Below are 14,052 nucleotides of genomic sequence, written 5' to 3' on the forward strand. Positions count from 1 at the left end.
AGTCACCTTCTTTTTTCATACTATTCTTAGTGTATGAAAGAAACGAAAAACTAGAAATAAAAAACCTGACGTTATCCGCCAGGTTCAAAATAAAAACTTATATTAATGAGAAGGAAATGCTTTTTTCTCTTGTAAAATTGCATTATGAGCAATTTTCATTTTCGCAAGTACGTAACGTAATCGATCTTCAGCGTTTTCATCTTTACTTATTTGTAATTCCGCCAAATTTTCAACAGAACTTGCTAAATTTTCAATGACTCCTCTCAGTTCAGGATGATGATTAAAAAAAGATTCTTGCACTAATACTTTCCTTAACTCACTAGCTAAATCAATTATTCTAGACAACTGTTCTTTTTTTTCCATTCTCATCCCTCCTGAATATCTTATGTAGTAAATATTCTCTAAACAAAGAAAAAAGCCCTTTAAATGAAAAGGACTTTTTACATTTTTATATTTCCAGTTAATAACATATATATGGATGTGATAGCCGCAACAATAATTGCCCACATCACATATTTCTCTGCACCTACAAAGCAACGGTTCCCTTGTTCTTTTCTTGCAAACGTGTAAACAATAATTCCAATTCCATACACAATTGAAACGAGTAGTAAATTCTTTAAACCAGCTGCATAAAGAAGCCATACAGAGTAAATAGAAGCAATTAAAGCCAACGCTCCGTTTTTTAATTTTGCGTCTTTTAGCTCGTTTGTAATGACTAATTTAAATTGGAATAACGCTGATAATAAATATGGTAATAAAATTGATGTTGATGCAATGAAATACATAATTTGATATGTTGATTCCGAAAACAAAACGATGATAAATATAATTTGGGCAACACCATTTGAAATCCATAATGCCATGTGCGGTGTTTGCTTTTTATTTGTTTTCGTAAAGACTTTCGGAAATACGCCATCTTTTCCTGCTACATGAGAAATTTCAGAAACAAGTAAAAACCAGCCAATTAATGTACCGACAAGTGAAGCAACTAATCCGATGTTAATCGCAACTGCACCCCATGGACCAACAACGTGCTCTAATACATGTCCCATTGACGGAGTTTCTAACACAGAAAGTTCGCCTCTTGTCATAGCTCCCATTGACAGGACAGAAATTAAAATATAAATGGACATTACTAAAATAAGTCCCAATACTGTTGCCTTACCAACATCTCGACTATTCTTCGCTCTTCCAGATAATACAACCGCTCCTTCAACTCCAATGAAAACCCAAAGTGTTACAAGCATTGTATTTTTCACTTGACCAAGTATAGCGGAAAGTGAGATCGTTCCTTCTCCCCAAAAATCATGTGTAAATGTGTCCCAGCGAAAGGCTGTTACCATTACAACAATAAATAAAACGATTGGAACTAACTTCCCTATTGTTGCGATAACATTCATAATAGAAGCTTCACGGATCCCAAATAAAATTAGAAAATGAAGTGTCCATAATAAAAGTGATGCCCCAACGATAGACGCAACATTATTTCCTCCTTTGAAAATTGGAAAGAAATAACCTAATGTACTAAACAGTAACATAATTGTTGCGACATTACCTAAGATTCCTGCTAGCCAATATCCCCAAGCACTATTAAATCCAATATATTCACCAAAACCAGCACGTGCATAACTATAAATTCCACCTTCAAGTTCCGGTTTTTGTCTTGCTAACGTTTGATATACGAGCGCAAGGGGAATCATTCCCATCGCTGTAATACACCAGCCAATTATTATTGCACCACTGTTTGCTCCTACTGCTAAATCATGCGGTAAACTAAAAACACCGCCACCAACCATTGTTCCAACTACTAATGCGATTAATGGAAAAAATCCTAACTTCTTTTCTATTTGTACCACCCCATCTGTCATTCTAGGTGTTATGTTCGTTCAACTATTAAAGTCACCTTTTTCTCTAATAGACGTTTCTCTTATATTTTTTCAGGAAAACATTACTTATTCTAAAAGAAAATGAGCAAAAATGGAATACTTTTTTGAAAAAATGTATAAGTATGCACAAAAAAACCGCACATTTTGTAATGAACGGTCATTTCAAACATATAAATTTGTATATTTCTTGTAAATTTAACGAAGTAAATTCTCTTTTTGTAAAAATTGTTTTGCGACTTCTTCACTACTTTTACCATTTACGTTAACTTCATAATTCATTTTTCGCATTTCTTCATCTGTAATCTTTCCAGATAATTTATTTAATACCTTTTCAAGTTCAGGATATTTCTGTAACGTTTCTTTTCTTAATAATGGTGCTCCTTGATAAGGTGGGAATAACCCTTTATCATCTTTTAGCACTTTCAGTCCGTATTGCTCCAATTCACTATCTGTTGAATATGCATCAATTACGTTAACATCTCCAGATTCAATTGCGCTATAACGCAGCTTCGGCTCCATCGTTTTAACATTCGAGAACTTATAGTTATATAATTTTTGCATTCCTTTATAACCATCTTCACGATCAGCAAATTCCAATGTAAATCCTACTTTGGCTTCCTGCGCAACATTCCCTAAATCAGAAATTGTATTTATATTCTTTTGATCTGCTATTTTTTTCGGCATGGCTAGTGCATATGTATTGTTATACTCCATTGGCTTCAACATAATCATATTATATTTCTTTTCCATTCCAACGCGAGCCTGCTCATATACTTCATCACGATTTGTACTCTTTGGTTCTTCTTTCACGAAAGTAGATAAAGCTGTTCCTGAAAATTCTGGGTATATATCTACTTCCCCTGATTTCAACGCTTCAAATACAAATGCTGTTTTCCCAAGACCTGGTTTTAATTGTACGTGTAAATCTGTATCTTGTTCAATAAGCTGCTTATACATTTGAATTAAAATTTCAGGTTCTGATCCAAGTTTGCCCGCAATAACAATATCTTTCTTTTCTGTACTCCAAAGAAGTGGAGAAGCAATCATTATACAAACAATACATATCGTCAATATAACACGCTTAGAAGAGCGTTTCGGTCGTTCAAGTATGCGAAGTACTATATCAAAGAATAAAGCGAGTAACGCGGCTGGTACGGCCCCTAAAATGATAAGTGCATGATCATTTCGATCTATACCTAATAATATAAGCTTACCGAGCCCACCAGCACCAATGAGAGCTGCTAATGTAGCCGTTCCAACAATTAATACCATCGCTGTACGAATACCGGCCATAATAATAGGCAATGCAAGAGTAAGTTCTACCTTCCACAATCTTCTCCAACTATTCATCCCCATAGCTTTCGCGGCTTCTATTAGAGATTCATCTAATTCCCTTATTCCTGTATATGTATTTCGTAAAATAGGTAATAGTGCATACACAACTAATGCGATAATCGCTGGAAGTTTTCCGATTCCTACTAACGGAATTAAGAGTCCAAGCAATGCAAGTGATGGCACTGTCTGCATTACTGCAGAAGTTCCTATTATAAATTCAGCCATTCGTTCTTTTCTTGTTAATAAGATGCCAAGTGGCACTGCTATAATTACTGCAAAAAATAATGAAATAAGCGATATTTGTAAATGCTCACTTAATGCAGTTAGTAATTCTATTTTTCGTTCTTGGAACGTTTGTATAAAATTAGTCACTGTTTAGCCTCTTTCCTTCATTTGTTCAACAATGTAATTGACAATATGACGACTTGTTAACGCTCCAATATATTGACCGTTTTCTTCAACTGGAACGACCTCTTCATCACGCACACGAACTAGTGCTTCTTGTAAGGAAGAATGTAATGATAGCGCCTGCCCTTCTAATTGCACACTTTGATCAAGTGGCAATACATCTGCTACACTTTTCCCCTTATACCAAGTTCGCCCATGATTTCCAATGAACTCCTCTACAAATTCATTTTTCGGATTATGTATAATTCCTTCTGGTGTATCTAGTTGAACAACTTTTCCTTCTTTCATAATACAAATGCGATCTCCAAGTGATAATGCTTCTTGCATATCATGTGTTACGAACACGATTGTTTTTTGAATCTTTTTTTGCAACTGTACAATATCCTTCTGAAGCTGTTCCCTACTTAATGGATCTAACGCACTAAATGGTTCATCCATAAGAACGATTTTCGGGTTTGCGGCTAATGCTCGCACGACACCGACACGTTGTTTTTGTCCTCCTGACAATTCATCAGGCATACGATGTCGATATATATCCGGCTCTAATCCAACCATATGTAACAAGTCATCGACGCGTGCTTTAATTTCTTTTTTGCTCCATTGCCTCATTTCAGGAACAACTGCAATATTTTCAGCGATTGTCATATGAGGAAACAAAGCAATCTGTTGCAACACGTATCCTATATCCCAACGTAATTCGTTTATATTATATTGTTGAATATCTTTTCCATCGATTAAAATCGATCCTTCAGTCGTTTCGATTAAACGATTAATCATCTTCATTGTCGTGGTTTTCCCGCAACCACTCGGACCGATAAGAACAAAAAATTCTCCCTTTTTAATTTCTAAATGCAATGAATCCACTGCTTTCGTGCCATCTTCATACGATTTTGACACATGATTAAATTGAATCACAAATACAACTCCTTTACTGTTGTTTCCTTTATTTTGATGGAATATGGCATTCATTTCAAATGATACGCTTTTAAATTAAAAAAGAGCTCACATTTGAGCTCTAACGGTCGAACAATATTGTTTTCATAATAGCAGCATATTCGCGAACATACATTTTTCTCTTAGAACGAATTGGTGTTTCAGCAGCTAGTGCCTCCATCTTCATGCCTAAACGCTTTGCAATTATTTTCGTTCGATATAAATGATACGTATTACTTACAACTACCGCATGTTTCACATTATATAAATCCATACTAAACTTTAAGTTTTCATACGTATTTGTAGATTGATCTTCTATTAAAATACGACTCTCATCTATACCGCGCGCCATTAAATAGTTTCTCATGCTGTGAGCTTCCGGTATATCTTCATCTTCTCCTTGACCACCTGAAACAATTACTTTCGCTTCAGGATGGGAAAATAAATACTCCAACGCTACATCCAAACGATTTTGAAGAGATAAAGACGGTCTATCTCCAAATAACTTTGCACCCAGTATAAGAACGTACGGAGAGTGATAGCTCAACTTTTCACGAGCAACTTTGTTCATTCTAAACGTCATATAAATGATGTATAGTGGCGGTAATAATAAAATGATAAGAAAGATCCATTTGTTCATAAATAAGTTTGCACTCCCTTTCTTTTTATTATACAGAAAAAGAAAGGGCGGCAGAAGTGTTTTTTTAAACGATTGATTTATTAGAAACATTCGCCGCTACTTTACGTTGTGATAGTACATAATAAATAGCGATTCCTAATGAGAAGATCAATATGCAGCTTAATACGTAAAACGGAAGCATTACTCCGGCTTTAGATACACCCGCTGTAAACAGCATTAATAATACAATTCGTATTCCAGTACCAATTAGGCGAAATAAGCTGTCTACACGTCCCATTACTTCGTTTGGAATTTCCTCCATCATCAATACATTTCTCGCCACTCTTGTACCCGCATTTCCAACTGCTTGAAAAATTGCAAGTCCATATAAGAAAATTACGGAAGGTTCAATAATCATTGCGGTAATTGAAATTACATAAATGAACATCGTCATAACGATTGAAACTTCTGTTTTTACATATTTCATTATGAGTGGAATACAGATTCCTGCAACAACCGCTCCGACACCGTACATCATCCCCTCTATTGCGTATACAGAGGCATTGGCTTTAAGTATATCCGAAATATAAACTGGTATTAAATAATTTGCCATCATAACACCTATAAACGGCATATAAGTGGCCAGTAAGAACCAAAAGAGCTTAGGACGTTTTTTCATAAAGTGAATTCCTTCAAACAATTGCTTCTTAAATGTTATTTTTCTTTTCACTTCTTTTTTCTTTACGTACGGTATACATAAGAAAAGAAAAAATGCTCCAGCAAAAGTTAACATGTCTACTAACAAAATCCACTTCAAAGATACAATTTCAATTAAGAAGCTCGCGGCCGCTCCAGAAATAACTTGTGTTAACTGTCCTTGTATTTCCATCGTTCCACTTAAACTTTTATAATGTTCTGCTTGAAATATCTCTTGGTTGAACGCAAATATTGTAGGATAAAATAATAAATAGTAGAATGATCCGGCTATATAAATAAGAATATAGTGAATAGAATGATAAGGTTGCCCAGCAAATCCCCATATAACCATTATTCCGATTACGGCTATTCCGATTCCTTCGTTACATAGCAATAAAGATTTTCTTGAAAAACGATCAATACTTTGCCCAATGAATGGTGTTAATAAAAACATAATGAGGGTTGCAATGATAGAAACATAACCAAATGTTGTCTCTCCTCCACTCTCTTTAATTAACAGCCAAGGAATCGTTATCATAACAATTCCGGAACCAATAGCAGATAGACTATTGGCTCCTAGAATGTAATACAAGCGAGAATCATGATAAAGTGAGGACATATCATTCCACTCCTAGTTGTTTTTTCACCTCTTTATATACGCTCATATATGCTTTCAATTCTTTAACTACATCATGAATTAATGGTTTTGCATCTTCCCCAAGTTCACCATCTTGCACATGTAATCCATCAAGCACAACTTGTTTTGGAATTGCATTTGCATAAACACCTCTAGCGACCGTTCGCATGCTGTTTAATGCATTTATTCCACCTTTACCGCCACCAGCAACCGCTAACAATGCAACTGGTTTATGAATAAATTCACTACTACTTAAGTAATCTAAAGAGTTTTTCAGCGCACCGCTCATCGCATTATGATATTCTGGTGTACATAATACAACCCCATCCGCAGCTTTCACTAACGTTTTTAATTTTTTTACTGCCTCTAAATCACGTTGCGACTCTTCTCCATTGTATAAAGGTAACTCCTCAATTGCTAAATCATATAATTCCCCTTCAAATTGATCCGCAATATATTTTGCCACCACGCGAGTTCTACCAAATTTTCTTGGTGTACCGTTAATAACGACTAGTTTCATGATTATTTCTCCCCTTTGTTTTCAAGTTCTACTTATATATTATCAGAAATTTCTATACAAAACACAATATAAAGAGTTAACTTGTTTCATAAAATAGTATGATAAACAAAAAAGAACTCATACTTTCGTATGAGTTTCGTACAATTACTTTGATTCATCTCTCATGCTCAATGTACCTAAACTTTCATTTGCTTCAAAATGATTATATGCTTTTTCCGCTAATCTTTTCCGTTCTTCTGGTAATTCTATATATTTCATTACGTTTTCAATTACTTTTTCGTACGGAGTAAATACAATTCCTGGCCACTCTACCTCATCTTCTGGATTACTATTTTCGGAAATAATAAATTTCTTATTCGCAACTGCATAAGACACGCGAGGTGTTTCAAGAATTCCTGATAAGTAAAAATGAATATTTAATATAATTTTAGCTCTAGCAATCAATTCATTTCTAACAATTCCCCACGCATTATTTTTAAAAACTATATTTAAATTCGGGGCAATCGCTTTTAGATGATCAAAAATAGCTTGTCGCCTCGGATTAAGAGCACCTATAAACAGAATATCAATATCTTCAATAATCTCATCTTCAAACGCATCTTTTTTTATTTCCAAAGTTGGAGCATAGTTCATTTCTACATGTTTTATTTCTTTTCCTACCCCTTTTTGTTGAAGCCATTCTATATTTTGTTTACTATAATCCCAAATCACTCTATCTTTTAATAATATTAAATAAAGGGGATGCGCATATGGACTTCCTTCGTATAGCTGTTCTAAATTATAAATAATTGCATCTTTCGGAAGAAGATTCGGGTTATATGCGTATGTATGTGCTCCAAAAACAACTGTATTCTTTGCATTTTCCAGTATTGTTTCTGATATAATTACTGTATTTCCCTCCTGCTCCAACCGCCACTTTAAAGCTCGCGCAACATCTATGAAACTACCGTATGTCTTTGGGCATATAAAAAGACAATAATCATATTCTTTATTCAAATAAACTTCCATTAATCTTAAATTATTTTTATATAAATCTACATCTGGATGTTTAAGTACCAACTCATTTGCATGTTTTCTTGCTACTTTATATAATCCAGCATAATAAGCAGCGATGCATCTTCTTAATTCGATTCTTTCCCGGTCCTCATCTAATACATCCATGTTTAAAAGAAGATTTGCGATACAATACGCTTTTAAATGATCACGATCATAATAGTAGTCTAGTAGTGGCATCAATTCTTCATACGTATTTCCATGCACCGATTCTCCTAGTTCAATCGCCCATCGCATTAATTCCATGATTACTCCACTACTCCTTTAATCGAAAATGTATTTAATAAAATTTCGCATTATTCTCTACTATATTTGCTATATGAAATGGAATCTTTTCCTTTATCGATTCCAAATACTTTTGCGATACCACCCCTAAATGTTTTTTATGAGGTATATAGAAAGCACTAATAGAAATTTCATAGTCAAATAAGTAATCATACACATGATAATCTACAAATAGTAGATCATCCTTTGGAAAAGGAATTTCCTTCCCTTGCAGAGCATACATCAAAGCAATATTGTTTTGAGATCGTAATCGATACAACCTTGCAAGTTGGTATAATGGTTCAGCCCGGGTTGGTCTATATTCCCACGCTTTTTGAAAATAAAAAACAGCTAATGCTAAATATTGCTCTTCTTGCCCTTTAACAGTTTCTTTTTCATCAGCATCTGTCACTTCATTTTGTTTATTTGCTGAACGATTTGCTAACTGCTCATAACAAAATCCTATTCGCAATAACGAATAGAATACCTCTTCAACCCATCCTCCTGCTTCCACTCGTTTTTTATACCATTTAATTGAATTCTCAAATTGACTTAAATGAAAATAAGTCTGAGCTAAATAAAATAAATATCTTATATGCAAATCTGGCGTTGTTTCTGGGTCGTTTATTCCTTGTAACAACAACCTCTCATCTCTTTCAAATTTATCAGCTTTGCTCCCGCCATCTCCGGGATCATTCACGACAAGAGTCTCTAACCGAGCTACCCTCGTATTGTAATTCGCTCCAACTTTTGAACGATCTATATCCCAATACTCATGAGTAACACCGACAGATTTCCATGGTAAAGAAGCTTTTAAAAGACGCGTAAGCCAATATTTAATATGAACATCATATTGTAATGTAAGATAATGATCTTCCGTTAAGCTCGTTTTATCGAAATTCGGATCAACCTCTAAAATCATATCCGCATCTAATATTAATAAATAATCTGCTTCTGGGTATGTTTTTTGCGCTAACGAAACAGCTAAGCTTCTGTTATAACCAAAGTTTTTAAACGGCTCATGATGAACCGTCCCAGGTATCTCATTTTCCTTACACCAATTTTCAATAATTTCAGGCGTATTATCCGTCGATCCAGTATCACAAATAGAAACAAAGTCTACAATTGATTTTGTTGCATTTAAACATCTTTCCATAATTCTAGACTCATTTTTGACGATCATACAAAGACATAACTTTTTTTCTTCCTTTACAGACTTCACTTGCTCATTTCCCATTTAACCACCTCATATTTTATTAACACGCTCTTCTCATATGTAACAACATTTCTTAGCTATACTGATGACATAAGCACCCTTTTACTATTTATGAAAACTTCATTTTATTTATTCTTACTTTTATGTTGGGACATATTTCATGCAGCGCTTTATATTTGATACAATCAATACAAAAAACATAATGCGGGAATCCGTACATTTCAAAGTCTAAGAGGAGGTTAGTGTCATTTGTGACAAAAAAACGATGATTGATTGGTATTTTTAAATTAGTAGTTTCTTAAACTATAAAAAAGAAACTTGCGCTTATGCACAAGTTTCTTTTCAAAAACATCCTTATTTTTTCACAACTTCATGTCCACCGAACTGATTACGTAGTGCTGAAACTACTTTTCCATGGAATGTATCATCTTCCTGAGAACGATAGCGCATAAATAATGACATAGCGATTACTGGTGCTGCAGCTTGAAGTTCAAGTGCAGTTTCAACAGTCCATTTTCCTTCTCCTGAAGAGTTCATTACACCTTTAATGCCATCTAGTTTCGGATCTTCTGCAAATGCTTTTTCAGTTAAGTCCATTAACCAACCACGGATAACTGATCCGTTCGCCCATACTTTTGCAACATCTTCATAATTGAAATCAAAGTCACTCTTATCTAGTACTTCAAATCCTTCAGCGATTGCTTGCATCATGCCGTACTCAATACCGTTATGAACCATTTTTAAGAAATGACCACTACCAACACGGCCAGCATAAGAATAGCCATTTTCTACTGCTAAATCTTTAAATAAAGGTTCTAATTGGTCGTAAATTTCTTTTTCTCCACCAACCATTAAGCAAGCACCGTATCTAGCTCCTTCTACACCGCCTGATGTACCGATATCTACATAATGTAATCCGAAGCTTTTTGCTTCTTCAGCACGGCGTAACGTATCTTTATAGAATGAATTTCCGCCTTCAATAACGATATCACCTTCATCTAATAACGGATAAACATCTTTTAGTACTGACTCTACAACTTCTCCTGCAGGCACCATTACCCAAATTGTACGAGGAGCTTCTAGTTCAGCGATCATTTCTTTTAATGTATGACGTGCAGTAATTCCTAGTTTTCCTGCCTTTTCAACAAGCTCTTTATTTACATCGTATACTACTACTTCATGCTTGTCTTCATATAAGTGTTCAGCTAATGGGAATCCCATTTTTCCTAATCCAATTAAACCTAGTTTCATATTAATCAATCTCCTATTCTATACAAATATATTTAATATCGAAATTAGCCCAAGTGCTACTACAGATAATATAGTCTCCATTGCAGTCCATGTTAATAATGTTTCTTTCACAGTCATTCCGAAATACTCTTTAATCATCCAAAATCCTGAATCATTCACGTGTGATAAAATTAATGACCCTGCACCAGTTGCAAGTGCTAATAATTCAACATTTACACCTGGTGTGCTTGCTGCAATCGGCGCAACAATACCAGCTGCTGTCATCATAGAAACAGTTGCCGATCCAGTTGCAATTCGAATAAGTGCCGCAATTCCCCACCCTAATAATATCGGTGAAATATGTGATTCTTTCGCCATATCTGCAATTGTCGTTCCAATTCCAGAATCTAATAGTACTTTATTAAATGCGCCGCCTGCACCAATAACTAACAATATGTTTGCAATAGGTCCAAGGCAATCATTTGTAAATTGTAACACTTTATCTTTTGAGAAACCTTTTGCATATCCAAGACTAAAGAAAGAGTAAATGGTTGCAATTAATAAAGCGACAATCGGATCTCCAATAAAGTGTAATACTTGTGCTAGTTGACTTGTTTTATTTAATGCAACTTCCGCTATTGATGCACCAAGCATAAGAAATACTGGAAGTAAAATTGTAAACAATGTATTCCCAAAGCTTGGAAGCTCTTTTTTATTATCTTTTTCAATAAATTGCTCCGCTATATCTAATGGTACTTCCTTATGTATACGAGCACCAATCCATTTCCCGTAAAGTGGACCTGAAATAATTGCAGTTGGAAGTCCGACAATTAATGCATATAAAATTGTCTTCCCTACATCTGCTTTAAAAATACCAACTGCCGCCATTGCCGCTGGATGCGGCGGCACTAGTCCGTGCACAACGGATAGTCCTGCTACTAGCGGGATACCGATTGTAATAAGTGATACCCCTGTTTCTAATGCAATTGTAAATACTAACGGAATTAATAGTACAAATCCAACTTGGAAAAATACCGGAATCCCTACTAAAAATGCAACGAACATCATCGCCCAGTGAACTCGTTTCTTCCCAAAACGATTAATTAATGTGTTAGCGATACGTTCAGCACCACCAGATTCGGCCATCATTTTTCCAAGCATCGTTCCTAGTGCTAAAACTATTGCTAAAAATCCTAACGTATTACCAAGCCCTAGTTTAATAGAATCAATAATCCCTGGATCTTTTGGTGAAGTTCCAATTAAAGGCATTCCCATTGCTAATCCTACACCAATTGCTGTTAAAATTAATGCGACAAATGGATGCCATTTTACTACCGTAATAAGTAAAAGTAGTATGACAACTGCCGCTAGTACGATCCCAACTACCATTTCTCCCAATCCCCCTATTTTTTACGTTGGAAAGCAGCTATACAATCAAATTCTTCTTTCAAGCGATTGTAAAGTCGTTCATACATATAAAACATTTCTAAATATATAGCCGTATTTTCTTTATTCGGTACATGATGATGGACAATATCAATCCAATCCTTTACCTCTTCAAGAGAATCAATTTTTCCTACAGCATACAAAGCAACTGCCGCTGCCCCAAGCGCAGATGCTTCATGACTTTCAGGTACAAGCAATTCTTTTCCCATCATATCGGACAACATTTGTCTCCAAAATGCAGATTTTGCAAACCCTCCTGAAACTCGTATTTCAGTAAGTGGCCCTGTACAATCCCTGATTGCGAGTGCTACTGAATATACACTCATACAAACACCTTCCATCACTGCACGTATAAAATGTTCTCGCTTATGCTGAAGATTGATTCCAAAGAATGTACCACGAGCATTTGCATTCCAGTAAGGTGCGCGTTCTCCAGATAAGAAAGGTAAGAACAATAGCCCATCCGCTCCAGCTGGTACGCTTTCTGCATATTTAATTAATAAATCATAAGGATCAATGCCGAGCTTTCTTGCTACTTCTTGCTCTGGACTACCAAATTCATCACGTAACCATCTCAGTAATATTCCGCCGTTATTCGTTGGACCACCGATTACCCAGTGCTCATCTGTTAATGCGTAACAAAACGTTCTCCCTTTCTCATCTGTATTTATATTTGATGAGATTGTTCGAACTGCACCACTCGTTCCAATCGTAATCGCAGCTGAGCCAGGCGATATTGCCCCAACGCCTACATTCGCAAGAACACCATCACTTGCACCAATAACAACTGGAGTATCTTCACGAATACCCATCTTTTGTGCTATTTCTCGTTTCATACCCGATAAAATATATGTAGTTGGTACTGGGGTTGATAATTGTTCTGGTGACATATGTAACATAGTTAAAACATCTTCATCCCAGTTTAATGTTTCTAAATTAAATAACCCTGTAGCAGAAGCAATCGAATAATCAACTACGTAGCGTGAAAATAATTGGTAAATCACATACTCTTTAATGGAAATGAATTTATAGGCACTTGTATATAACTCTGGTTCCTCTTCTTTCATCCATAACAATTTAGAAAGTGGTGACATCGGATGAATCGGTGTACCTGTACGTCTATAAATTTCATGCCCATTCATTTGTTGTAATAATTTTTCTGATTGCTTCGTACTTCGATTATCTGCCCAAATGATAGAACGCGTTAATGGCGCACCATTTTCATCTACTGCAATTAATGCGTGCATAGCTGTACTAATACCGATTGAAGAAATATCTTCTGGTAATACATTACCTTTTTCAATGGCAACGCTTACACTTTTGTATACAGCGGCACATATTACATCAGGATCTTGCTCAGCCCATCCTACATTCGGTTGAATAATTGGGTAATCGATTGCATGTGATGCAATGACTTTTCCTTTTTCTGTGAACACAACCGTTTTTGTACTTGTGGTACCGATATCAATCCCGATTACTCTCCCCCTTGTTTCCATGCGAATCTTCCCTTCATTTCTAGCAAAATACGATTTAGTAAACCGTTTACATGAATTAGTATATAAAATATTTTTTCATTTATCAAGTTATACAAAGAAAAATTTTTTCATACCAAAAAAATAAATCCCCTCATTCCATTTCACTTATATACTACATTTAGCTTTTCCATGCGGTAAACTTACGTTATATTCGTTACGCAATACACTCTTTCCTCCCATTAACAACACATACATACTCCTCCATACGTTCTACTTATTTGCATGAAGAAAGAGTTGAAACGCAATATTCATTTTTAGGGTTCACGTAACATCA

Annotated in this window: 12 protein-coding genes and 1 pseudogene; 1 reads left to right on the forward strand and 12 read right to left on the reverse strand. The window is 35.3% G+C overall.

The window, feature by feature from the left end; translation table 11 throughout:
* Positions 1-102 precede the first annotated feature (102 nt).
* The 9 genes from HMPREF2590_RS02965 to HMPREF2590_RS03005 form a co-directional block, all read right to left on the reverse strand.
* Entirely contained in the window at positions 103-363 is a 261-nt protein-coding gene (locus HMPREF2590_RS02965; protein ID WP_000412089.1) for a hypothetical protein, read from the reverse strand.
* Positions 364-440: 77 nt separating this feature from the next.
* Positions 441-1,868, reverse strand: coding sequence for a basic amino acid/polyamine antiporter (locus tag HMPREF2590_RS02970; RefSeq protein WP_000129444.1), 1,428 nt, complete (start codon positions 1,866-1,868; stop codon positions 441-443).
* 213 nt (positions 1,869-2,081) lie between these two features.
* Entirely contained in the window at positions 2,082-3,593 is a 1,512-nt protein-coding gene (locus HMPREF2590_RS02975) for an ABC transporter permease/substrate-binding protein (RefSeq protein ID WP_000181019.1), read from the reverse strand.
* A gap of 3 nt (positions 3,594-3,596) precedes the next feature.
* Positions 3,597-4,544 (reverse strand): ABC transporter ATP-binding protein, encoded by a 948-nt coding sequence (locus HMPREF2590_RS02980; RefSeq protein WP_000614083.1) that lies wholly within the window; start codon positions 4,542-4,544, stop codon positions 3,597-3,599.
* Positions 4,545-4,644: 100 nt separating this feature from the next.
* Positions 4,645-5,202 carry a YdcF family protein gene (locus HMPREF2590_RS02985; protein WP_001987388.1) on the reverse strand — a complete coding sequence of 186 codons (558 nt, stop codon included), beginning with the start codon at positions 5,200-5,202 and terminating at the stop codon, positions 4,645-4,647.
* A 64-nt stretch (positions 5,203-5,266) separates the two neighbouring features.
* Positions 5,267-6,496 (reverse strand): MFS transporter, encoded by a 1,230-nt coding sequence (locus HMPREF2590_RS02990; protein WP_000097161.1) that lies wholly within the window; start codon positions 6,494-6,496, stop codon positions 5,267-5,269.
* A 1-nt stretch (position 6,497) separates the two neighbouring features.
* Complete coding sequence (locus HMPREF2590_RS02995; protein WP_000780355.1) at positions 6,498-7,034, reverse strand: NADPH-dependent FMN reductase; 537 nt, start codon at positions 7,032-7,034, stop codon at positions 6,498-6,500.
* 144 nt (positions 7,035-7,178) lie between these two features.
* A complete protein-coding gene (locus HMPREF2590_RS03000; protein WP_000422326.1) occupies positions 7,179-8,333 on the reverse strand; it encodes a CgeB family protein in 1,155 nt (384 codons plus the stop codon).
* 34 nt (positions 8,334-8,367) lie between these two features.
* Positions 8,368-9,588: a glycosyltransferase gene (locus tag HMPREF2590_RS03005; protein ID WP_000526220.1), complete on the reverse strand. Its 1,221-nt coding sequence runs from the start codon at positions 9,586-9,588 to the stop codon at positions 8,368-8,370.
* Positions 9,589-9,727: 139 nt separating this feature from the next.
* Here HMPREF2590_RS03005 and HMPREF2590_RS30620 point away from each other — a divergent pair.
* Positions 9,728-9,807 (forward strand): annotated as a pseudogene (locus HMPREF2590_RS30620) (DUF2711 domain-containing protein); the annotation flags it as partial.
* A gap of 114 nt (positions 9,808-9,921) precedes the next feature.
* Here HMPREF2590_RS30620 and gnd read toward each other — a convergent pair.
* From gnd to gntK, 3 genes are read right to left on the reverse strand one after another with little or no spacing between them, the layout of a single operon-like run.
* Positions 9,922-10,818 (reverse strand): phosphogluconate dehydrogenase (NAD(+)-dependent, decarboxylating), encoded by an 897-nt coding sequence (gene gnd, locus HMPREF2590_RS03010; protein ID WP_000765995.1) that lies wholly within the window; start codon positions 10,816-10,818, stop codon positions 9,922-9,924.
* Between the two features lie 18 nt (positions 10,819-10,836).
* Complete coding sequence (locus HMPREF2590_RS03015) at positions 10,837-12,186, reverse strand: GntP family permease (RefSeq protein WP_000260202.1); 1,350 nt, start codon at positions 12,184-12,186, stop codon at positions 10,837-10,839.
* A 14-nt stretch (positions 12,187-12,200) separates the two neighbouring features.
* Complete coding sequence (gntK, locus tag HMPREF2590_RS03020) at positions 12,201-13,739, reverse strand: gluconokinase (protein WP_000450001.1); 1,539 nt, start codon at positions 13,737-13,739, stop codon at positions 12,201-12,203.
* Positions 13,740-14,052 lie beyond the last annotated feature (313 nt).

This window comes from Bacillus sp. HMSC036E02, from assembly GCF_001836235.1.
GTDB classification, from domain to species: domain Bacteria; phylum Bacillota; class Bacilli; order Bacillales; family Bacillaceae_G; genus Bacillus_A; species Bacillus_A cereus.

What these genes read in the sequence shown, in the direction of transcription:
- HMPREF2590_RS02965 (WP_000412089.1), bottom strand. Translation starts at nt 363, where the DNA reads ATGGAAAAAAAAGAACAGTTGTCTAGAATAATTGATTTAGCTAGTGAG.
- HMPREF2590_RS02970 (WP_000129444.1), bottom strand. Translation starts at nt 1,868, where the DNA reads ATGACAGATGGGGTGGTACAAATAGAAAAGAAGTTAGGATTTTTTCCA.
- HMPREF2590_RS02985 (WP_001987388.1), bottom strand. Translation starts at nt 5,202, where the DNA reads ATGAACAAATGGATCTTTCTTATCATTTTATTATTACCGCCACTATAC.
- HMPREF2590_RS02990 (WP_000097161.1), bottom strand. Translation starts at nt 6,496, where the DNA reads ATGTCCTCACTTTATCATGATTCTCGCTTGTATTACATTCTAGGAGCC.
- HMPREF2590_RS02995 (WP_000780355.1), bottom strand. Translation starts at nt 7,034, where the DNA reads ATGAAACTAGTCGTTATTAACGGTACACCAAGAAAATTTGGTAGAACT.
- HMPREF2590_RS03000 (WP_000422326.1), bottom strand. Translation starts at nt 8,333, where the DNA reads ATGGAATTAATGCGATGGGCGATTGAACTAGGAGAATCGGTGCATGGA.
- HMPREF2590_RS03005 (WP_000526220.1), bottom strand. Translation starts at nt 9,588, where the DNA reads ATGGGAAATGAGCAAGTGAAGTCTGTAAAGGAAGAAAAAAAGTTATGT.
- gnd (WP_000765995.1), bottom strand. Translation starts at nt 10,818, where the DNA reads ATGAAACTAGGTTTAATTGGATTAGGAAAAATGGGATTCCCATTAGCT.
- HMPREF2590_RS03015 (WP_000260202.1), bottom strand. Translation starts at nt 12,186, where the DNA reads ATGGTAGTTGGGATCGTACTAGCGGCAGTTGTCATACTACTTTTACTT.
- gntK (WP_000450001.1), bottom strand. Translation starts at nt 13,739, where the DNA reads ATGGAAACAAGGGGGAGAGTAATCGGGATTGATATCGGTACCACAAGT.